Source organism: Providencia rustigianii DSM 4541, assembly GCF_000156395.1.
In the GTDB taxonomy this organism is placed as follows: Bacteria; Pseudomonadota; Gammaproteobacteria; order Enterobacterales; family Enterobacteriaceae; genus Providencia; species Providencia rustigianii.
Map to the genome: position 1 here is coordinate 435203 of NZ_GG703819.1, position 21167 is coordinate 456369.

Consider the following 21167-nt stretch of genomic DNA (forward strand, 5'->3'; position numbering starts at 1 on the left):
CGAATCTCGTTTGCAAATTATTTCCATTCGTAAATAATCAAGATTAATAATAATTAAAATTAATTAATGCAGAATAATTGATTTTATTATTTGAATAAGGTTAAAAATTAAAAAAGGACACCCTGAGATGTCCTTTAAAATCAATAAAATTAGATATTTTTATACATCTAGCTCGGTATCGGATAATCCCAGTAGCCTTAATGCCCCTTCCATTAGAATGGCTTTTCCATGGAATGAAAATAGCGCTAACTGGCGCTGGTCTCTCTGCGGGTAAATTCGGCTACTCATCGTCGTGTCTCCCTCATTCACAAAGACTTCAATAGAAGAATAGTCGATAAATATTCTTAACTTGAGAAGCTCAGTTTTTGGCAAAGGAATACTACGATAACCATCCAAACCATATTCAGGATAATGACGCCACAGAACCAACCGTTCAGCTTGGTTATCAACATATAATTCAAGCCCATTTCCTAAGCACATTCCATAGCGCTCAGCCTGACTATCTTGGATATTCCACGTGATTTCTAGCTCAACACTACGGGCATCTTTAAATAAAACCTCCGTTCCAGTGATTGATTGAGCAACAATAGGCGTACTTTGTTGGCGCAATAATTCAATCTCACGCACCGGACGCTGGCAAAGTTTGCCATCACGTTCGAATAATTCACGGGGTAATGTTAAACAACCCGCCCATTTTTCTTGCTTAGAAGGCATAGGCGATTCCCACATATCCATCCACGCCATAATCACTCGACGACCATCTTCCGTTGTAAAAGATTGTGGTGCATAGAAATCATGCCCATGATCCAACTCATGGAATGTCGATGTCAGTGCAAATGCGCTATTTGGCTGCCAGTGACCTTGCAACACACCGCATTGAAAACGATTACGATATTGATAACCTTCACTTTTTTTACCCTGCGGAGAAAACATTAAATAATGATGGTCTCCGCAAGGGAAGAAATCAGGGCATTCCCACATGTAGCTATCGCCAAATTCGGAGTGAGCAAGTACTCGCTCAAGTTGCCAATCACGTAGGGATGTACCACGGTACAATAAAACTTGCCCTACATCGGCAGCATCTCGAGCACCAATAACCATCCACCAATATCCATCTTGTTGCCACACTTTAGGGTCACGAAAATGCATGATGCCCTCTGGCGGTGTCAGAACAACACCTTGCTTTTCAAAATGGATTCCATCTTCACTGGTTGCAAGGCACTGAACTTCACGAATACCACTATCATCTCCGGGCTCTTTCAACCAAACATGTCCGGTGTACAACAGGGAAAGCACGCCATTATCATCAACTGCGCTGCCAGAAAAACAGCCATCGCGATCATATTCATCACCGGGAGCTAAAGCGATGGGTTGATGCTGCCAATGCACCATATCGGAACTTGTTGCATGCCCCCAATGCATCGGACCCCAATCTTCACTCATAGGATGGTGTTGATAAAAAGCATGATAGTGCCCAGCAAACCAAGTTAAGCCATTGGGATCGTTCATCCACCCTGCCGGTGGCGCTAAATGAAAAGAGGGATAAAATTCATCGCCGCGATGAGCTTGGAGTTGTTCGAGCGCTAATTGCGCAGTTTGAAGTTTCTGTTTCATAGTTCTACCGTTTTTTTCTGAATACTGACATTGTGAACTTTTGAGCTGTTTTCAGATTTCAGCAGCACACAAGAAATAATGGTTAACGTAAAGACAATACCCGCCAAAATCATATAGGTATCCGCAAAGCCAATCCGGTCATAACTGATCCCAGCTAATGGGGATAGCACCGTGGCGCACAGTGAGGCAATAAACTGGAAGCCCACGAGATAAATCGTGGCAGATAAACGCTTATCGAAAACTGTAGTGATATATTTAAATAAAGATATCAGTAGGATAGGAAGTTCAACGGCATGAAGTAATTTCATGAAAGAAATCGTAATGGTGTCATCTGCCAAACCCGAACCTAAGATACGTAGCGCCATTACAAATCCACTGAGGAGTAATCCATTCTTGGCGCCAATTCGGTTGACTAAGAATGGGGCTAAAAACATGCCGCCTGCTTCTAGAAAAACTTGCAGTGAATTCAGGTAACCAAACATTTCATTACCATGACTTTGTTCACTAAATAGTGAGGCAAAATAGATTGGGAATTGTTGGTCATATACGTTATAAACGCTGACGCCACACACAAAAACGACCAGAGACCAAAATGAACGCATTTTGAGTAACCCCAAGGCATCTGACAGTTTTAGTGCATTACTTTTACCAAATTCCAGCTCATTCATCGCTTGAGGACGAACATCACTTAATCTCCATAATAAAATGATGAAAATTAATGCGGATACCGATCCCATCGCGAAATTATAATTTGGATTAATATTGAATAAGATACCGGCGAAGAATGTCGCTCCAGCCCATCCCAATGATCCCCACATGCGCGCTCGACCATATTCGAATCCCGCAATTCGACTTACACGCTCAGTGTAAGATTCTAAAGCCCCTATCCCAGCGAAAAACGTTGCCCCGACATACACGCCTAAACTGATTGATCCGAGGAAAATATTCCAACGTAACAATGGAGTACAAACAAAAATAAACCATGGACCACTGATCACCAGCATCACACCAATGTACCAAAGTAAGTTTTTGCGTAATCCAAGCTTATCTTGGATAAATCCATAAAGTGGCTGGGCACAGAATGCGGTTAAACTGATCACCGAGAAGATAATTCCCGTATCCGTCCCCTTTAAGCCCACCTTCTGACTGAGCCAAAGAGAGACCAGCGAAAACGCAGATGACCATGTCCAAAAAAAGGTGAATAGCAAGCCGCTAAGGATAAAATAAGCGTGCCGAGTTGCTCCTATTATCTTTCCCATACCTAAATTCTCATTGATGAAATTGCACTCATTGTTAGGCGTAATGGCAGTAGATTGAAAGTGTTACTGACCCAATTATGCGATGTTAATCACAATTGTTAACGTTAACATAATGGGTTTGTGATGATTATCACGTAAGCCTTAGGTTCCGAATCCCTTCACTGATAATTGGTTGTTATACTCGCAAGTAACACACGTTGGCACCATGCCATAAAAACTGATTTAGGAAAAATACACATGACAGCAAAAGTATGGGTTCTTGGGGATGCCGTTATTGATTTAATACCTGAAAAACCCGGTGTTCTATTACAATTACCGGGTGGTGCTCCTGCAAATGTGGCCGTAGGAATTTCTCGTCTAGAAGGTCGTAGTGGCTTTATTGGACGAGTCGGCGATGACCCCTTCGGTAAATTTATGCAACGTACACTACAGCAAGAGAACGTTGATACTACCTATATGAAACGGGATCCCAAGCACCGAACTTCAACCGTGGTTGTCGAATTGGATGAGGACGGTGAACGCACCTTTACATTTATGGTTCGTCCGAGCGCAGATTTATTTATCGAACCAACCGATTTACCCGTGTTTAAAGCCAATGAATGGCTACATGTTTGTTCGATTGCTCTGAGTGCAGAACCAAGCCGCAGTACAACATTTTTAGCCATGGAACAAATCCACAATGCTGGCGGCATGGTAAGTTTTGACCCTAATATCCGTACGGATTTATGGCAAGATAGTAATTTACTTCGAGAATGTTTACATCGCGCCTTAGAACTCGCTTCCGTCGCTAAATTATCAGAAGAAGAATTATTGTTTATTAGTGGTGAACTCGACCTACATCAAGGTATTGAAATACTAGCTAATCGCTATAATTTAAAACTTTTACTGGTCACTTTAGGTAAAGATGGCGTCATGGTGTATTGGAACGGTAAAGTTCGTCATTTTTCAGCAAGACCTGTTATGGTCGTTGATACCACAGGCGCAGGAGATGCTTTTGTCGCAGGTTTACTCGCAGGATTAGCCGTTCATGGATTACCGAGTGATGAACAAACTCTTGGCGTGATCATTAAGCAAGCTCAAGCTTGTGGCGCATTAGCGACAACCGCCAAAGGTGCCATGACTGCACTGCCATATCGCAAAGATTTAGAGCGCAGTTTATAAACTGAGCACTGATGATCTGTGTGGCGTTTTCACATCCGGATCATCAGGACTTCTGCTGGAAAACCAATGTATTCACTTAATTTATTATCCAGCTTTTCTGGGAATTCTGCGGCCATTTTATTCCATGTGTCTTTTCCCCAAAAGTCCGCATTATAAATAGAATAGGCTATTGTTTTAGTGAAATTAAGGTTATCCAGTGAAATGAATGTTTGGCAGCATGGCGCCTCTCGAAGCGAAGAGAGGTCATTGAGATGAAATTCCATGTCATTCTCATCATAAATTTCACTCAAAATATCGCATATCCATTCGAGTGTTATTGGTTTTTGGCAATGAGGACAAGCAACGACATCGAGACCACAAGGATTCGCATGGCATTGAATGCCATGACTCACCTCATGGTCAATATGCCCTGCTTCAACGCCGTAACCAGCTAAAAAATCAACAATTTTATTTTGTTGTTCTGTCGTGGGAATATAATCAATTTCTTTAGGGATAACCTTCAAAATATAGATGCCCATTTTATTTCCTTGGGTTTATTATCAGTCTGTTTACTTCCTCGGCAAAAAGAATAATTCGAATCCATAAATATGGTCGTTTCATTTTTTCAATCACAATCCTAATCGATAGTGAACACTGTAAAAAATTATTTTCATCATCTTATCTAAGTATTTGATGATACAATCCCGCAGTTAAATCGTATAGGTTTATATCATGGAAAAAACTAAGCCGTTACACCTTAAACAAACAAGATTATGCAACGAGAAAATATCTTCAAAAAATTGATAATATTGCTATGACGATATTTTTTCATACCTATCCCATTTGCAATTATTGGTGGTAAACCTTTAGCTAGGTATGCTATTGCACTTTGGCCTATTTATATGATTCGCTATATTTTTATTTTCGTAAAAAAGCCAAATATATCAACGACCCAATACTTAGAAAGTTAACACTTATTTTAATGAAGGGTAACCCGTACACGTTTTATCAATTGAGTTTATTTGCACTTACACTATCTATTGGTATATTCATACGTTCTTTTGGAATTTCCGAAACACTTCTAGCATATCCAGTGGCTTAATTTCCGTAATACTAACTTTACCGATATAAGGAAAGATATCTTTCTGGAAGGCTTCCAATAAATCATCAGCATAGCCTTCTGACCAATTAGGCTTTTTATAGTCATGCCATTCAAGCGTGATTTTCTCAAAGCTATTATTAATCTGAGACTCTTTTTCTCGCTTTTCGGCTTTCTTTACCAAAGATGGATCATCACCTAACGCCAATATGCGCTTGGCCTCTTCTCTTTTAGCCCTAGCTTGTGCGAGTGATATTGATGGATACACACCTAAAGCTAGCCTTTTCTCTTTGCCAGCATATCTGTATTTCATGCGCCAATACTTGGAGCCATTCGGAGCAACTTCTAAATACATGCCACCACCGTCAAAAAGTTTATAAGCTTTATCTTTTGGCTTGGAAGCCCTACTTGTCTGGCTGTTAGCTTTATTTGAGGGGGCATCAATTCTCATTGAACGGGATAATGCCCCCAATTATGCCCCCACATATATGTAGGTTTCAATAGACGTGGCTAGACCTTGAAATGCTATAGATTCTTGTGAGTGCTGGTTTTATAAGGATTTTATAGACTATTGTAGACTTTGGAATACTTGAGAATGGTACGCCCTACAGGATTCGAACCTGTGACCTACGGCTTAGAAGGCCGTTGCTCTATCCAACTGAGCTAAGGGCGCATTGTACATGCGGGCAGCCTATCTGGCTGATGGCGTTGAATTATACGGTTGCTGAGCGCTGAGTCAATGGCTTTTCGCTACTAAAATAGCTATGTGGTCATTTTATATAACAGTTTGAACTGACAAGGGGTGCAAGTTCTGACAAAATAGGGGCATCCCCCGTGTCTCATATATGGATTAAGTTACAGATGTTAGCAAAAATTATTGATGGGAAAACGATTGCGCAAGCAATTAGACAGGAAGTTGCTCAAAAAGTACAAACTCGCGTTGCCAACGGCAAACGTGCTCCTGGACTCGCCGTGATTTTAGTGGGTGCAAACCCAGCCTCTCAAATCTATGTGGGCAGCAAACGCCGCGCATGTGAAGAAGTCGGTTTCTTATCTCGTTCTTATGATTTGCCAGACACGACAACAGAAGCTGAGCTTCTGAAACTTATCGATGACCTCAATCAAGATCCAGAAATTGATGGCATTTTAGTTCAATTGCCGTTACCAGCTGGCATTGATAATGTCAAAGTGATTGAAAGAATTCATCCAGATAAAGACGTTGATGGTTTCCATCCTTACAACGTGGGTCGCTTATGCCAACGTGCTCCTCGCTTACGCCCATGTACTCCTAGAGGGATTGTTACCCTACTAGAACGTTATGATATTAATACTTACGGCTTAAATGCTGTGATCATTGGCGCATCAAATATTGTTGGTCGTCCAATGAGCCTTGAATTATTATTAGCAGGCTGCACAACGACCGTCACTCATCGCTTTACCAAAGATCTCGAACAACATGTTCGCAGCGCTGATTTATTAGTTGTCGCGGTTGGTAAACCGAATTTTATTCCGGGCGAATGGATTAAACCAGGCGCTATTGTTATTGATGTCGGTATTAACCGTTTAGAAAATGGCAAAGTAACTGGCGATGTCGATTTTGATGAAGCGTCAAAACGTGCCTCTTGGATCACACCAGTGCCCGGTGGTGTTGGACCAATGACAGTGGCTACTCTTATTCAAAATACGCTACAAGCGTGCGAAGAGTACCACGATATTTAATGTAATTTGGAGTAACAATGGAAATTTTTCGTCTTGATGGACATCCTCATATTGAGCTATGCGACCTACTAAAAACTGAAGGTTGGGCTGAAAGTGGTGCGATGGCAAAAGCAATGATTGCTGATGGACTTGTGCAAGTCGATGGTGTTGTAGAGACCCGCAAACGCTGCAAGATTGTAGCTGGAAAAGTCGTTTCTATGGGAAGCGAGCAAATTCAGGTTCAAGAATAGTCAATCGAGGTAAGCTGAGGAGTATCAGCTTACCTGCTTTATTTTTAAGAAGACATTTTCCGCGCGGCTTGAATAAATTGCTGTAACTCGAGCAATGTATTGTATTGAGCCTCCGTCTGTACCATATTTGCATTCCCTGATGTACGTAACGCCGTCACAACATCATCCACTGTGAGTGTATTATCTTTCTTAGTTAATTGCATTGCCGCAGCTAAAACTCCCGTTCGTCCTATGCCCGCTTTACAATGGATAACTGGTAACGGTTTATTTTTTCCATCAATTTCCACATTATGATATTTTTTTAGTTTAATCAGACTCCCATGGGTCAACACATTCACCATACGACTTAATTTTTTTAATTCCCCTGTAGATATCGTATTTCCATCCCCCCAATTAGTAATGTGAATCACTGGCAAATGATGCTTTCTTCCCCGGTCATTTATCTCTAAATTATATTGATTAAATTTTAACGGAGGCTGACTTTTTGAATGATGATTTCTATCAACCTGATAATCTGCTCTTATTCTTAAGGATTTAACTTTAATCTCACCATATTTTTTTGAGCTAATAAAATAGCTAGGCAAACTTTTTTCTCTACCAAAAAAAGGCTTAATTTCATTATTTGATGATAATACCACCAGCAATGGCACTCGATTATCAACCAACATAGTTAAATGATTTTCAATCGCTTGCGTATTATTCCTTGGATACTGGCAGCGAATAGCAAGCCCCATATCATTAACTGCTAATCGATTCGCTGACAATAAGACCCTTTCCCAATTTTTATTCAGAATAGAGACTTGCGTCTGTTTCGCAGCACCGATCTCAGGATAGAGTTGCCCTCGTTTTTGAGTATCATATTCAATGCCTTTTTCATTGATAATTTTTGTCGTTTGTACCTGTAATTTATCAAATGCGGATTGCTGTGCAAGTACAGCAAAATTAAGTTTTAGCCCCAACCTTTTTTTCAATGTTGGTTTTACTTTTGCAGACACATTTTCCGTTTGAGATATGTTTTTGATGCATTGGAGACTCTCAGATAAATTAGAGTGCTCCGAGCTAGCTACTGCGGGAGTGACAATTGCTTGAGATACAGATGGGCGAGTTAGATTTATTGGAAACATATTCATCCTTATTTATGTTAGTCAGTGAATTAAAACTCGATTCACTTAACAGTATTCATTTCCGTCATAACCTCGCTTGCATTTTTAGCCAAAAAACCAATAAAAAAGCCCACCAAAAATAGTTATTTTTTAGTGGGTCTTATTATTTGTTAGTTTACATAAACTTAAATATCAATCACTAAAAATAGAACATTTCTAGTAGATTTTATTTACGCGTTTATATCCGCTTAAATTCTCTAAATTATTCGAATTGTAGCAAGGTGCCAAAGGAGCTAATCCCTAGAAGCATACACAAGTATGTGACTAGGGTTAGCGAGTGTAGGCAACACAGCTACAGTTCGAAGAATGGAGAGAAATAAGTACGTGACCCGAGTAGCCGAGTAACGCCAACAACGCCACAGCGCGAAATATGACAAAGAGCAATATTCTAAATAGTTTGTGCGGTGGCTAGGCGGCTAGCAAGGATATCTCGGGGAGCATACATAAGTATGTGACCCGAGTAGCCGAGCGACGCCAACAACGCCACAGCGCGAAATATAACGAATATTACTTGCGACGCCACGTCGTGCCAGCAGAAGAGTCCTCCAACACAACCCCCATCGCCGTCAATGCATCACGCGCCTGATCCGCCAATGCCCAATCTTTACTTTGACGCGCATCATTACGTTGTTTAATCAGCGCTTCAATTTTCGCCACTTCGGCATCATCTTCGCCTTGTGCTCCACCTTGCAGGAAAGCTTCTGGCTCTTGTTCTAACAGTCCCAGAACTTTTGCCAGTTCACGCAGCTGTGCAGCCATACCATTTGCCGCCGCCATATCTTCTGTTTTCAGACGGTTAATTTCACGCGCAATATCAAACAGTACGGAATAAGCTTCTGGCGTATTAAAATCATCATTCATGGCTTCACAGAAACGGGCTTTGAAAGCTTCGCCACCCGCTGGCGCCACTGATTTATCAGTGCCACGTAATGATGTATACAGACGCTCTAATGCAGTACGTGCCTGCTTTAAATTTTCTTCGGTATAGTTCAGTTGGCTACGATAGTGACCTGACAACAGGAAGTAGCGTACGGTTTCTGCATCGTAATATTGCAAAACATCACGGATAGTGAAGAAGTTATTGAGAGATTTAGACATTTTCTCTCTATCAACCATGACCATCCCCGAGTGCATCCAATAGTTAACGTAAGGTCCTTCATGAGCACAAGTTGATTGCGCAATTTCGTTTTCATGATGTGGGAACATCAAATCGGAACCCCCACCGTGAATATCAAAATGGCTTCCCAGCGTTTTACTATTCATCGCCGAACATTCAATATGCCAGCCGGGACGGCCTAAGCCCCATGGAGATTCCCAACTTGGTTCACCTTCTTTTGACATTTTCCATAACACAAAATCCATTGGGTTACGTTTAACATCCGCGACTTCAACGCGAGCTCCCGCTTGCAGTTGGTCTAAATCTTGACGAGACAGTAAACCGTAATTAGGGTCAGTTTTAACCTCAAACATGACGTCGCCATTATCTGCAACATACGCATGCCCACGTTCAATTAAGCTTTCAGTTAGTTCAATAATTTCATGAATATGGCGAGTCGCGCGAGGCTCACTGTCTGGGCGTAAAATATTTAACGCATCAAAATCTTTGTGCATTTCAGCCAGCATACGCGTCGTTAATTCTTCCACGCTTTCATTGTTTTCAGCCGCACGTTTGATGATTTTGTCATCAATGTCGGTCACGTTACGCACATAATTAAGATCATATCCCAAATAACGTAAGTAACGGCTAATGGCGTCGAAAGCCACAAAGGTACGACCGTGACCAATATGACACAAATCGTAAATGGTGATGCCACACACGTACATCCCAATTTTTCCAGCATGGATGGGTTTAAATTCTTCTTTTTGGCGAGTCAGTGTATTGAAAATTTGTAGCATCTATTTATTTCCATTTTATTAGTACGTGTATACCTATCATACATCAGATTATCGTATGATTGCGGATATAATATCCAGAAAAAACTGACGAAAATAGCCTAATATTGAATCGCGAACTGCACTAGAAAGCAAGGTAAACTCCCCACTTTGGCATTCAGTTTGTTATATCTCTGTTATGCTATAAATATTTACAAAATGCGCTGTTACTTCAAGTTGAGTTTTATCTATGATATAAACTTGCTGATCTCAACGCTTTCGCAAGTGAGCGCATAAAAAACAATTATTCAGGATAGCTATTATGGTTACATTTCATACCAATCACGGTGACATCGTTATTAAAACTTTCGCTGATAAAGCACCAATTACTGTCGAAAACTTTTTAACCTACTGCCGTGAAGGTTTCTACAATAATACCATTTTCCATCGTGTTATTAATGGCTTCATGATCCAAGGCGGCGGTTTTGAGCCTGGCATGGTCCAAAAAGACACTAAAGCGACTATCAAAAACGAAGCTAATAACGGTCTGAAAAATAGCCGCGGTACATTAGCAATGGCTCGTACTAACGATCCACACTCAGCAACAGCACAATTCTTCATCAACGTCGCTGATAATGACTTCTTAAACTTCCGTTCAGAGCGCCCAGATGGTTGGGGTTACTGCGTATTTGCTGAAGTGGTTGAAGGCATGGACGTCGTTGACAAAATCAAAGGCGTTTCTACTGGTCGCAGTGGACACCACCAAGACGTACCTCGCGAAGATGTTGTGATTGAAAAAGTGACAGTCAGCGAGTAATCCCTGATTTATGTCCACTTATATCATTGCAGATTTGCATTTAAGTGAAGATGAACCGGCAATTACTGCCGGTTTTCTACATTTTATTGAACAACAAGCTATCCATGCGGACAGCCTGTATATTCTTGGCGATTTTTTTAACTACTGGATCGGGGATGATGACAATAACCCGCTGCACCAGCAAGTTGCCAACGCACTGAAACAACTTAGCGAACGCGGTATTCCCTGCTATTTTATTCATGGAAACCGTGATTTCTTAATTGGTAAACGCTATGCCAAACAGTGTGGAATGACCATCTTACCCCAAGAAACTCTACTTGAACTTTATGGCAAACGTATTTTGATTATGCATGGTGATACATTATGTAGCGACGATGCGGCCTATCAAAATTACCGTAAAAAAGTTCATACCCCTTGGATACAGCGTCTATTTCTGGCTTTACCGCTGTTTATTCGCCGCCGTATCGCACAAAAAATGCGTCGTAATAGTCAATATGCCAGCAGCATGAAATCGGAATCGATTATGGACGTCAATCCCGATGCCGTGATTAATGCGTTGAAAAGGCACCAAGCTCAGTGGATGATCCACGGGCATACTCACCGACCGGCTATTCATGAAATCAACATCGCTGGTCAGCTGCATTTTCGTGGCGTTTTAGGTGCATGGCACCATGAAGGCTCTGCATTTGTCATCAGTGAACAAGGAATTGAATTAATTTTCTTTCCTTTTTAATGAATCAATTGTGAATTATCAAGATTAAAACCCTCTCGTTTGCCTATTTTATAAACACGCAAACGTTTTCCTTACCCTAGTACCATGATATGATCAGGGCAATTCATCTTCCCGCCTTCGGGTGACATTATATCAATACAGGGATCACACCAAATGACTGCCCAAGTTCCTTCTCAATCTGCGGCAAAAATCGCCATTGTTATGGGTTCTAAAAGTGATTGGACAACGATGCAGCATGCTGCTGATGTGTTGACTGAACTTCAACTGCCTTTTCATGTAGAAATTGTTTCTGCGCACCGCACTCCGGACAAACTATTTTCGTTTGCTGAAAATGCAAAATCAAATGGGATTGAAGTGATCATTGCTGGCGCTGGCGGCGCGGCACATTTACCGGGTATGTTAGCGGCTAAAACGTTAGTTCCTGTACTGGGCGTTCCAGTTCAAAGTGCTGCATTAAGTGGCGTAGATAGCCTGTATTCCATCGTACAAATGCCAAAAGGAATCCCTGTGGGTACGCTAGCAATTGGTAAAGCAGGTTCCGCAAACGCCGCATTACTCGCGGCTCAAATTTTAGCAACTCATGATGCTGAACTGTTTAATCGCCTATCGGCATGGCGTGAAGCGCAAACTAATGACGTATTAAGTAATCCAGATCCGAGGGAAGCGTAATGAAACCGGTTTGTGTCCTCGGTAATGGTCAATTAGGTCGAATGCTCCGCCAAGCTGGTGAGCCTCTCGGTATTTCTGTTTTCCCCGTCGGTTTAGATGCAGAACCAGAAGCCGTTCCCTATCAACAAAGTGTGATCACCGCAGAAATAGAACGCTGGCCGGAAACTCCGTTAACTAAAGAGTTAGCACGTCACAATGCATTTATTAACCGAGATATTTTTCCTCGATTAGCCGATAGATTTCCACAAAAAAGCCTATTTGATTCGTTAAATTTATCAACCGCCCCATGGGCATTATTAGACTCCCCTGACCAATGGCCCGAACTGTTCGCTACGCTTGGGGATTTTCTAATCGTTAAACGTAGAACTGGCGGTTACGATGGGCGCGGTCAATGGCGTGTGCGTCCCGGTGACGAAAAAGACTTACCCACTGAGATTTATGGCGAATGTATTGTTGAACAAGGTATTCCCTTTGACTCAGAAGTCTCAGTGATTGGCGCCAGAAGCCAATCCGGTGAATCCGTTTTCTACCCGATCACTCATAACCTACATCAAGATGGTATTCTACGAACCAGTGTAGCTTTCCCTGATGCTAACCCTGTTCAACAGCAACAAGCCCAATCCATGCTAAGCGCAGTGATGAATGAATTAGGTTATGTCGGCGTGATGGCAATGGAGTGTTTCGTAGTCGGTGACAAGCTGCTGATCAACGAAATCGCTCCTCGCGTGCATAATAGTGGTCACTGGACGCAAAACGGTGCCTCAATCAGCCAATTTGAATTGCACTTACGTGCCATTTTGAATTTACCAATGCCAGCTCCTGAAGTCTTTAGCCCCGCAGTGATGGTCAATTTGATTGGTACCGAGGTTAATAATGACTGGCTAAATTTACCGTTAGTGCATCTCCATTGGTATGACAAAGAAGTCCGCCCTGTCCGTAAAGTGGGTCACTTAAATCTTACCCATACTGATTGCCTAAAATTGAAAGATAGCCTTGATAGCCTGATCCCAATGCTGCCAAATGAGTATAAAAGTGGCATTGAGTGGGCAAAAACAAAATTAGACTGGTACTCTCGCCAATAAATAGGGAAAATAGCGCCATTCGTGCCCGAAAGTCATTTTTCGGGCATTGTGCTATTTTTACCCTGCAATTTACTCCCCAATTTTATCATTGAAAATGCAGGGATTTACTGGAGTCAACATGCCAGAAACACAATCCCCATCCTTTAGCCCATTGTATCAATGGTCAATTCTTATTCTTCTGGGAATGGTCTATTTTCTTGCAACGGCAACCACCTTTACCTCTTTAGGTGTGGTATTACCGGGTATGATCAATGAACTAAAATGGAATTGGACTGAAGCAGGTTTCGGCTTTACCTTACTCGGATTAACTTGTGGTCTAGCAAGTTTTCTCCCCTCCGTATTAATTCGTAAAATTGGTGTTCGTTTAACCTTATTACTGGGAATGCTGGTCTTTGTTTCAGGGTTTTATAACCTATATGCGACACAAACGATTAGCACCTATTTCCTAGGTACTGCATTAATTGGAGTCGGCTTTACCTTACTGGCTACCGTACCGGGCACCTATGTCATTTCACGTTTATTTGAGAAACAGTCTATCGCCTTTGGGGTTTACTTCACCATAGGAGGATTAGGCGGGGTTGCAGGTCCTTGGATCTATTTCTACGCCTCTAACCAGCTCGGTTCTTGGCGTATGCACTGGGTACTCTGTGCGGTTTACCTGAGTATTGTTACGCTAATCACTATTCTGGCACTACGTGAAGGTAAAAAAGAGCAGTCCCACGCTAAGAGCGTGACCCAAAAGTACGTTAGTGATCCCAACAAACCCATTTACCGTACTGCTGAAGTTTGGACTGTTAGAGGCGCGCTCAGAACATGGCAATTCTATTTAATTTCGGCAACCTATACCTCATTCCTATGGTGCGGCATTACCGTAAACAGCTTTGCAGTCGCGCATATTGAAGAACGTGGTTTTGGCATGACTGTCGCGGTTTCTTTACTCAGCACCATGGCCTTTGTGAATGCTTTCTCTCGCTTCTTGGGCGGTGCCGCAGGGGAATGGCTCGAACCGAAGCGATTACTGATTGGTAGCCTGATTATTATGGTTCTCGGGGTTGTTGCGTTAAGTATTTCAACTTCTTGGTTCTGGCTAATTATGTTCGTGATTTGTGTGGGGGTCGGCTATGGAATGACCTTCTTAGCATCCAGTGTTTTATTGTCTAACTATTTTGGTCGCGGCCCTTATTTAGAACTATTCTCTGTGGTAAATCTGATTTCTACCATTGCATGCTTAGCACCATTTATTGCTGGAGCCATCAAAGATCTTACGGGAAGTTTTACTCCCGCACTTTTGACTATCGCCGCACCGGTTGTGGTCATCTTATTTTTTACCTTGATGATGAAACCGCCTGTTCTCGCGGTTAAAAAACGCTAATCCAACACCAATAAAAAAGCTCGGGAAAATACCCGAGCAAATTATCAAACCAAGGGAAAAACAAGGATCCAGCTATCATCGTACGTCTATTACTTTATCGATTTACGGCTTCAGTAATTCAGGTACTTTCAGTAAAATAAATTCATTATCATCCGCTTTGTTCGGGTCGCGGCTGGAGGAGAATGGATAGTTATTATCATTGCCAACAATAATGTGCTCGCTATCCACCACATCCACGTTTTCAATTGTAAAAAACGGAAAGGTAAACACGCCATTATTCAACGGTTTTTTCGCTAAATTGTCAGGATCTTGGATATTCATCAGATCAACATAGGCTTGTTTATCCACGGCACCACCCTCGTTATTATCAGAGAATGCAATCCGATAAACACGTTTAAACTTCGCCAAATTGCTGAAGCAGTTTTCTTTGTTTGTCGCCCCTTCAACACAGGCTTTATCCACCGTACCTTCCCCATTATCACGTTCGATAATCAAACCATGGGAATCATCAATCAGGTTAAAATCACCAATGGCATTCTGGTTATCTTCAAATACATATAGCCAACTACGCCCTGTCCAATCCTGTTTCTTCACATCAAACTCAAGAATACGCGCCGCTTTTTTGCCGTTTACATTCTCATAATCTTGCTTATCTTCTAGCCACAAAGCACCCTCAAGCATTGGATAAAGTTTTGAACCATCTGGCGATGATGCCATGCCTTCAAAACCTTTCGAGCGATTAACTTGGAAATTCACTTTATCCGCGGGTTTACCCGGTGTAGTGAGTGTGTAATGGTCTGGTGACACCACCTTTTTGCCATTCACTTGGGTTTCAAATAGTGCAAGTACCTTGCCGTTTAAATCCATTTTTATCAGGTAAGGTCCAAATTCATCACCAACCCATAAAGCCCCATCGGCAAATTGAAAACTTTCAGGGTCAAAATCACTCCCCGTTAGATAACGTTGCTGGCTACTTTCATTAATAATATGGAAGGGGATAATTTTGTCTGGGTCATGGAAGAAGACTGTTTTCAATGGCGTCGTATTGCCACTTTTAAAATCAATATCATACTGGGTCAAATAGAGCATCGAGTCTGGAGAGTTCATTTTATTACCGAAACCATTATCGGTAAGTACCCAATAGGTTCCATCTGTCATCCGTTTAATACCTGAATGCCCCTGCCGTGGTTGACCTTTAATTGGTACATATTTACCCGTTGGACGACCGTCTGATTTTCCTTCGATTTTACCTAGCGAATCAACACGACTTCCGGTTGTATATTTACCACTATGCTGCATATCCGTAGGCGCATCTGAAGGTGTAGAGACTGTTGCATCAACAGATAATATTGAATGCCCAGCTAATGTCGCAGGCACAGCTTGTTGAGCAAATCCGCTGGAGCTAAATGAAAGCAAACCAATCACTAAAGAGAATGAGCTAAGCTTAAAGTGTGTAGTATTGAGGTAAGCCATTGTTATATTCCTATTTAGGGCTATCAATAATTGATAGCTGAATAATAACCATGGCAAATGACAATTTTATGAAAGATTGAAGATCTGTTCGTTTAATGAAGATGAAATAAATTGATGATTGCAATTAATTTTTTAATTTAACGATAAATTCACTCCGAAAAATAGTCCTAAATATAAGCATGGAGAAATATCATGATAAAATTTCCACCCCATAAAAATTGAGTAAAATAAATGTTTCTGAAATTAGCTTTAGAAAATAAATTACGATTAATTTATATGATAGTAAGCTTTTTATTAATATGGATATCAATTATTAATATAGATATGATAATTAGAAGTAATGATAATTTCATACTATTTTCATATTATGCATCCATTGCTACCATTATTGCCTTACTTATTACCATTATGGAAATCATTCATAACATCAACATATCTAAGAGCATAAAAGAAAAATCACTTTTTTCATTGAATAAATTTAAAGGCTCGACAGGATTAAGCCTATCTCATGAGTGTATTTTCTATTACAATCAATCATTAGATAATCTATCGAGTAAAAATTACGCACTATTAGTAACAAATTTCACTATCGCATTTAAATTACATTTAAATATTGCCAATAATTTCATGACACTTATAGATAAAAAAACCTTTGATAATGAAATTGAAAATCTCAATGAATTAGAAAAAAAGATCAATTCTACAAGAAACATAACATCGAAATCTCCTCTGGGTAACTTGTAGTTTCAGGATATTTTAGAGTCGTTATTATATGCAAAGCAACTTATTGAATCCAAATATACCTATAGAAAAATTGAGGAATAATTATGTTACCTGCTGCAATCACTCATTTTGTTGAACAGCTTATTAATGAAACAAGAACTAAAATAATTAACTGGAAATATATTTCAGATAGTGATGAAGTCAATTTAAATTATAAAGAAATGAAAGTTAATGTGGGTTATGAGTTTGATTTTAATCAAGAGGTCGGCGTCTATAAAATACAGATAGCTCAGTCTGATGGGCGTGTTTTTTACTTTGCTGTTTCTGAGTTTGATGCCGGATACATCAATTTGAAAAATTTATACAGTGAAGCCCAAGCTTCCGATTTTCATTTTTGACCTTGATAGCCATCATAATAGCTATCAAGGTCCATCATATTTTTAACTATTTGGCAATCTACGATGTTGGTTTCCGGTGCCAAGTAACCTTAGCCCCAACCAACTACCGCAAATAGAAAGTAATAGCGCAGCACATAATGGCAATAATACCCAAATACGCCATTCCGGTTGCCATGGGAAATCAAACACTTGAGTTTGTAATAACCACAATGCGACCTCTGCGCCAAATGCTGCTGCTAATCCTGCCATCAAACCGAGAAGTGCAAACTCACTCCATAGTGTGCGGCGCATCAATTTTTTGCTCGCCCCCAACGTTCGGTAAACAACTAATTCACGCTCACGTTGACTCATACCCACTTGAATTTGCGCCAGTAACAGTAACAAACCACAGAAAATCACTAACACCACCATGACCTCTAAAGCTTGACTAACCTGCTGTAAAATCTGTTGAATTTGGGTAATTATCGCTCCTGTATCCAAAACATTAATCGTTGGATATTGATGGCTCAATTGGGTTAACAGTTGACCATCTCCTTCATAATGGAAGCTACTCAACCACGTTGCAGGCATTGGAGATAACGTTTCTTCAGCAAAGATAAAGTAAAAATTAGGTCGTAAACTCTCCCAATCGACCTTACGAATGCTGCTCACCTTTGCTGTAAATAGTTGCGATCCTGCATTAAATGTCAGCTTATCGCCAATTTTTAACCCTAACTCTTTCACCACGGTTTGCTCAATGGAAACCTCCCCCGCTTTTGGTGGCCAGCTTCCTTGCTCCAATTCATTGGCTGGAGGAAGCACCGATTGCCACGTTAAGCTCAGTTCGCGTCTTACCGTATTATTATTAGGATCCCGTGCGTCGGCCCATTCTATTGCGGATTGATCATTGATCTCCGATAAACGCGCTAAAACGACTGGATTAAATTCTGTCGGCGTCACCTGATACTGCTTCAATAACTGCGTCACAGGCACTAGCTGCGACTCAGTCATATTGATCAGAAAATAGTTGGGACTATCCGCAGGTAACTGCTGCTGCCAGCGATCCAATAAATCACCACGAACCAAAATCAACAACGCCAATAGCATAAATGAAAGTGAAAAAGCGCTCATTTGAGTGATTGTTTGCAAAGGCTGACGTAGTAATCGGCTCACCGATAAACGTAAGCTGAGCTGGCGAAAACGTATTTTGCGTAATAGCCATAAGCCTATCCAGCCAATCAGGGCGAGCAAAACTGCCACAACGACAATCCCTAGCAAAATTGACCACAGCAGCGGATTTACTCCAGCAAACAGGAATAATCCCCCCACCACAATTAACGTAACTATCGGGAGATAATAATACAGCGGCCAAATCGGTGACTGAGCATCTTCACGTAATACCCGAGATGGTTGCGTTCCCATCATCTGATAGTAAGGTCGGATCCCGACGATAATGGCGATAATAAACAACGTTGCCACAGACCAAACCCACGGCCATAAACTCGCACTGGGTAATGCTTTAGGTAGCATCGCACTCAATATCTGCATCAAGATCCCTTCAAATGCGAGTCCTAGCAATGATCCCAATAATGCCGCGGCGACTAAGATCACCAGCCATTGACCAATGATCCATTTACGTAGCGCGCTCCGCCCTGCTCCCAACGTTTTCATCACTGCAATAAGTTGATGGCGGCTACGACAATAATGGTTCATCGATACCACCACCGCAGCGATCGCCAGTAGCAAGGTTAGTAATACAGAAAGTAATAAAAATTGTTGTGCACGCTTAAACGTCTTACCGACTGCACCACTATCATCATCTAAGGTATACCATCGTTGGTCGCTTCTTAACTGTGAATCGTATTGCTGCTTAAAAGTATCGATTATTTGTCGATCTCCAGCGAACATATCCCGATACGTTAAACGGCTACCAAGTTGGATAGCCCCCGTTTGAGCGGCATCTTCAATAGAAATCAATGCACGAGGGGCAATTTGGAATGGATTAAACCCGCTATCAGGTTCCTGAATTAATGCACCAGAAACCGTTAATGTGGCATCTCCAATGTCAATTTGCTCGCCAATTTTTAAATTCAGTAATTCCAATAGGCGTGGCGCAACTAAAATTTGTCCTTTGGTCGGTTTTAAGCCTGCGGGCTCAGTCACTAACCCACCGTATAAAGGGTAGCTAGCATCCGCAGCTTTCACTAACACCAATTGAGGTCGACCATTTTCATCCTCTGTCGAATACGCCATTGTGGAAAAGGAAATTTGCTGGCTGTGATTTAAACCTGCTTGTTGAGCCGTATTTAACCATTGAGGGTCAGAGGGATGAGAGGAGCGCAGCACTAAATCCCCTGCGAGGAGTTCTTGGCTCTGGTAACTCATACTATTTTCGATGCGATCGCTAATACGCCCCAATGCGAGCACACACGCCACCGCCAAGGTTAATGCTAACCAAACAATTAATAATGATGGCGTTTTCCATTCACGCCAAAACCAGCGCCAAATCATGACTCTTCCCTCAATAACCCGTCCACCAAGCGCAACCGGCGTTGGCAACGTGAGGCTAGTTCATTATCATGAGTTACCAGAATCAGCGTCGTTCCGTGCTCTTTATTCATGGCAAACAGTAAATCAGCAATTTTATCCCCAGTTTGACGATCGAGGTTTCCTGTCGGCTCATCGGCAAATAAGATTTTTGGCTGACCATTGAATGCTCTCGCCAATGCCACACGCTGCTGTTCACCACCGGAAAGTTGTGCTGGCATATGCTTCAATCGATTACCTAACCCTAAATCCGTCAGTAAATTAACGGCTTGTTGATGACTTTTAGCCTCTGATTCCCCTCTTAATAAGGAGGGAAGTTGAACATTTTCAAGGGCATTCAAGGTTGGAATTAACATAAAAGATTGAAAAACAAATCCCACACTCTCCGCACGTAAGCGCGCACGTTGCTCTTCATCCATATTAGTGAGGTCTTGCCCTAACAAATGCACGCTGCCGCTCGAACCATCATCTAACCCGGCAATAATACCCAGTAACGTTGATTTTCCAGAACCCGACTCGCCAATTAGGGCAATTGTCTGACCGGACTCGACAATTAGCTCCACTCCTTGCAATATAGTCAGTTCATGTTCACCTTGACCAACACGTTTAATGAGATGATGAACTTCAAGAATATTTTGCGCCGACATATATTGGTTTTTCTCCTGTTATTGACCGCCAGCGGACAAACTCTAGCAGCCACAAAACTATTAATTCTGGGGGATAGCTTAAGTGCAGGCTATCGTTTACCGGCAGAGCAGGCTTGGGCCACTTTGCTTGCCGAACGCTGGCAGAAACATTCTCCGCCAATTCTTGTAGTTAATGGCAGCATTAGCGGGAATACCGCTACTCAAGGCTTAGAACGCCTACCCGCCTTACTGGCACAACACAAACCTAATTGGGTATTAATTGAATTAGGTGCTAATGATGGTTTACAAGGATTATCTGTAGAGCAATTAGAGATTACATTACAACAGATTATCGACCAAATAGAGCAAAATGGTGCTAAACCGCTCTTAATGCAAATTCGTATCCCTCCCAACTATGGCAGGCGCTATACTTCCAGCTTTGAAAAAGTTTACCCAACATTAGCTGAAAAAAATCAAATTCCTTTGCTACCCTTTTTTATGGAGAGCGTCATTACCAAACCAGAATGGATCCAACCTGATGGCATTCATCCAACCGCAGAGGCTCAGCCATCTATTGCTGATTTCATGGAAAAACAGCTCACACCGTACTTACTTAATAAATAAAAGTCCGGTTAACCAATAAAAGTCCAAT

General features: G+C 41.5%; 20 protein-coding genes and 1 tRNA gene. 11 read left to right on the plus strand and 10 right to left on the minus strand.

From position 1 onward, the window contains the following. Positions 1-159: 159 nt before the first annotated feature. Together PROVRUST_RS11930 and PROVRUST_RS11935 are read right to left on the minus strand one after the other, a co-directional pair. Positions 160-1614, minus strand: coding sequence for a glycoside hydrolase family 32 protein (locus PROVRUST_RS11930; RefSeq protein WP_006815085.1), 1455 nt, complete (start codon positions 1612-1614; stop codon positions 160-162). Then, entirely contained in the window at positions 1611-2873 is a 1263-nt protein-coding gene (locus PROVRUST_RS11935; RefSeq protein ID WP_006815086.1) for an MFS transporter, read from the minus strand. The genes PROVRUST_RS11930 and PROVRUST_RS11935 overlap by 4 nt, the downstream gene beginning before the upstream one ends. 237 nt (positions 2874-3110) lie before the next feature. On the opposite strand from PROVRUST_RS11935, the gene PROVRUST_RS11940 reads away from it, so the two are divergent. Next, positions 3111-4034 (plus strand): aminoimidazole riboside kinase, encoded by a 924-nt coding sequence (locus PROVRUST_RS11940; protein ID WP_006815087.1) that lies wholly within the window; start codon positions 3111-3113, stop codon positions 4032-4034. Positions 4035-4063: 29 nt separating this feature from the next. On the opposite strand, the gene PROVRUST_RS20545 is transcribed toward PROVRUST_RS11940, so the two are convergent. The 3 genes from PROVRUST_RS20545 to PROVRUST_RS11955 form a co-directional block, all read right to left on the minus strand. Further along, on the minus strand, positions 4064-4552 hold the full coding sequence (locus PROVRUST_RS20545; RefSeq protein ID WP_006815088.1) for a hypothetical protein: 489 nt from the start codon (positions 4550-4552) through the stop codon (positions 4064-4066). Between the two features lie 510 nt (positions 4553-5062). Then, positions 5063-5584: a tyrosine-type recombinase/integrase gene (locus PROVRUST_RS11950; RefSeq protein WP_316245571.1), complete on the minus strand. Its 522-nt coding sequence runs from the start codon at positions 5582-5584 to the stop codon at positions 5063-5065. 124 nt (positions 5585-5708) lie between these two features. After that, positions 5709-5785 (minus strand) — tRNA-Arg (locus tag PROVRUST_RS11955). 188 nt (positions 5786-5973) lie between these two features. Between PROVRUST_RS11955 and folD the strand changes: the two genes are divergently transcribed. Beyond that, on the plus strand, positions 5974-6831 hold the full coding sequence (gene folD, locus PROVRUST_RS11960; protein WP_006815090.1) for a bifunctional methylenetetrahydrofolate dehydrogenase/methenyltetrahydrofolate cyclohydrolase FolD: 858 nt from the start codon (positions 5974-5976) through the stop codon (positions 6829-6831). 17 nt (positions 6832-6848) lie between these two features. After that, positions 6849-7061, plus strand: a complete 213-nt coding sequence (gene ybcJ / locus PROVRUST_RS11965; RefSeq protein ID WP_006815091.1) for a ribosome-associated protein YbcJ — start codon at positions 6849-6851, stop codon at positions 7059-7061. A 44-nt stretch (positions 7062-7105) separates the two neighbouring features. Here the strand turns inward: ybcJ and PROVRUST_RS11970 are convergent, their stop codons facing one another. Further along, positions 7106-8185 carry a protein-tyrosine phosphatase family protein gene (locus tag PROVRUST_RS11970; protein WP_112837259.1) on the minus strand — a complete coding sequence of 360 codons (1080 nt, stop codon included), beginning with the start codon at positions 8183-8185 and terminating at the stop codon, positions 7106-7108. A 546-nt stretch (positions 8186-8731) separates the two neighbouring features. Beyond that, positions 8732-10120, minus strand: coding sequence for a cysteine--tRNA ligase (gene cysS, locus PROVRUST_RS11975; protein WP_006815094.1), 1389 nt, complete (start codon positions 10118-10120; stop codon positions 8732-8734). A gap of 298 nt (positions 10121-10418) precedes the next feature. On the opposite strand from cysS, the gene ppiB reads away from it, so the two are divergent. The 5 genes from ppiB (at position 10419) to PROVRUST_RS12000 (ending at position 14769) form a co-directional block, all read left to right on the plus strand. Further along, positions 10419-10913 (plus strand): peptidylprolyl isomerase B, encoded by a 495-nt coding sequence (ppiB, locus tag PROVRUST_RS11980; RefSeq protein ID WP_006815095.1) that lies wholly within the window; start codon positions 10419-10421, stop codon positions 10911-10913. Positions 10914-10923: 10 nt separating this feature from the next. Next, complete coding sequence (lpxH, locus tag PROVRUST_RS11985; RefSeq protein WP_006815096.1) at positions 10924-11646, plus strand: UDP-2,3-diacylglucosamine diphosphatase; 723 nt, start codon at positions 10924-10926, stop codon at positions 11644-11646. A 153-nt stretch (positions 11647-11799) separates the two neighbouring features. Continuing rightward, entirely contained in the window at positions 11800-12315 is a 516-nt protein-coding gene (purE, locus tag PROVRUST_RS11990; protein WP_006815097.1) for a 5-(carboxyamino)imidazole ribonucleotide mutase, read from the plus strand. Continuing rightward, a complete protein-coding gene (gene purK, locus PROVRUST_RS11995) occupies positions 12315-13397 on the plus strand; it encodes a 5-(carboxyamino)imidazole ribonucleotide synthase (protein WP_006815098.1) in 1083 nt (360 codons plus the stop codon). Before purE ends, purK begins: the two co-directional genes overlap by 1 nt. Before the next feature lie 118 nt (positions 13398-13515). Next, on the plus strand, positions 13516-14769 hold the full coding sequence (locus PROVRUST_RS12000) for an MFS transporter (protein ID WP_039855167.1): 1254 nt from the start codon (positions 13516-13518) through the stop codon (positions 14767-14769). A gap of 102 nt (positions 14770-14871) precedes the next feature. Here PROVRUST_RS12000 and PROVRUST_RS12005 read toward each other — a convergent pair whose 3' ends face one another. Then, a complete protein-coding gene (locus PROVRUST_RS12005) occupies positions 14872-16242 on the minus strand; it encodes an esterase-like activity of phytase family protein (RefSeq protein ID WP_006815100.1) in 1371 nt (456 codons plus the stop codon). Between the two features lie 231 nt (positions 16243-16473). On the opposite strand from PROVRUST_RS12005, the gene PROVRUST_RS12010 reads away from it, so the two are divergent. Beyond that, on the plus strand, positions 16474-16986 hold the full coding sequence (locus PROVRUST_RS12010; protein ID WP_006815101.1) for a hypothetical protein: 513 nt from the start codon (positions 16474-16476) through the stop codon (positions 16984-16986). An 83-nt stretch (positions 16987-17069) separates the two neighbouring features. Next, positions 17070-17363: a hypothetical protein gene (locus tag PROVRUST_RS12015; protein ID WP_006815102.1), complete on the plus strand. Its 294-nt coding sequence runs from the start codon at positions 17070-17072 to the stop codon at positions 17361-17363. Between the two features lie 42 nt (positions 17364-17405). Here the strand turns inward: PROVRUST_RS12015 and ybbP are convergent, their stop codons facing one another. After that, the gene (ybbP, locus tag PROVRUST_RS12020) at positions 17406-19853 is read right to left on the minus strand and encodes a putative ABC transporter permease subunit YbbP (RefSeq protein ID WP_006815103.1); all 2448 of its coding nucleotides are present in this window, start codon (positions 19851-19853) and stop codon (positions 17406-17408) included. Next, positions 19850-20536: a putative ABC transporter ATP-binding protein YbbA gene (gene ybbA / locus PROVRUST_RS12025; protein ID WP_006815104.1), complete on the minus strand. Its 687-nt coding sequence runs from the start codon at positions 20534-20536 to the stop codon at positions 19850-19852. The genes ybbP and ybbA overlap by 4 nt, the downstream gene beginning before the upstream one ends. On the opposite strand from ybbA, the gene tesA reads away from it, so the two are divergent. Beyond that, complete coding sequence (gene tesA / locus PROVRUST_RS12030) at positions 20504-21139, plus strand: multifunctional acyl-CoA thioesterase I/protease I/lysophospholipase L1 (RefSeq protein ID WP_039855169.1); 636 nt, start codon at positions 20504-20506, stop codon at positions 21137-21139. The genes ybbA and tesA overlap by 33 nt on opposite strands. Positions 21140-21167: the final 28 nt, after the last annotated feature.

Bases quoted from the DNA above. Each gene is read 5' to 3' on its own strand.
- PROVRUST_RS11930 (WP_006815085.1), bottom strand. From the start codon at position 1,614: ATGAAACAGAAACTTCAAACTGCGCAATTAGCGCTCGAACAACTCCAA.
- PROVRUST_RS11935 (WP_006815086.1), bottom strand. From the start codon at position 2,873: ATGGGAAAGATAATAGGAGCAACTCGGCACGCTTATTTTATCCTTAGC.
- PROVRUST_RS11940 (WP_006815087.1), top strand. From the start codon at position 3,111: ATGACAGCAAAAGTATGGGTTCTTGGGGATGCCGTTATTGATTTAATA.
- PROVRUST_RS20545 (WP_006815088.1), bottom strand. From the start codon at position 4,552: ATGGGCATCTATATTTTGAAGGTTATCCCTAAAGAAATTGATTATATT.
- folD (WP_006815090.1), top strand. From the start codon at position 5,974: ATGTTAGCAAAAATTATTGATGGGAAAACGATTGCGCAAGCAATTAGA.
- ybcJ (WP_006815091.1), top strand. From the start codon at position 6,849: ATGGAAATTTTTCGTCTTGATGGACATCCTCATATTGAGCTATGCGAC.
- PROVRUST_RS11970 (WP_112837259.1), bottom strand. From the start codon at position 8,185: ATGTTTCCAATAAATCTAACTCGCCCATCTGTATCTCAAGCAATTGTC.
- cysS (WP_006815094.1), bottom strand. From the start codon at position 10,120: ATGCTACAAATTTTCAATACACTGACTCGCCAAAAAGAAGAATTTAAA.
- ppiB (WP_006815095.1), top strand. From the start codon at position 10,419: ATGGTTACATTTCATACCAATCACGGTGACATCGTTATTAAAACTTTC.
- lpxH (WP_006815096.1), top strand. From the start codon at position 10,924: ATGTCCACTTATATCATTGCAGATTTGCATTTAAGTGAAGATGAACCG.
- purE (WP_006815097.1), top strand. From the start codon at position 11,800: ATGACTGCCCAAGTTCCTTCTCAATCTGCGGCAAAAATCGCCATTGTT.
- purK (WP_006815098.1), top strand. From the start codon at position 12,315: ATGAAACCGGTTTGTGTCCTCGGTAATGGTCAATTAGGTCGAATGCTC.
- PROVRUST_RS12000 (WP_039855167.1), top strand. From the start codon at position 13,516: ATGCCAGAAACACAATCCCCATCCTTTAGCCCATTGTATCAATGGTCA.
- PROVRUST_RS12005 (WP_006815100.1), bottom strand. From the start codon at position 16,242: ATGGCTTACCTCAATACTACACACTTTAAGCTTAGCTCATTCTCTTTA.
- PROVRUST_RS12010 (WP_006815101.1), top strand. From the start codon at position 16,474: ATGTTTCTGAAATTAGCTTTAGAAAATAAATTACGATTAATTTATATG.
- PROVRUST_RS12015 (WP_006815102.1), top strand. From the start codon at position 17,070: ATGTTACCTGCTGCAATCACTCATTTTGTTGAACAGCTTATTAATGAA.
- ybbP (WP_006815103.1), bottom strand. From the start codon at position 19,853: ATGATTTGGCGCTGGTTTTGGCGTGAATGGAAAACGCCATCATTATTA.
- tesA (WP_039855169.1), top strand. From the start codon at position 20,504: ATGATGAACTTCAAGAATATTTTGCGCCGACATATATTGGTTTTTCTC.
- ybbA (WP_006815104.1), bottom strand. From the start codon at position 20,536: ATGTCGGCGCAAAATATTCTTGAAGTTCATCATCTCATTAAACGTGTT.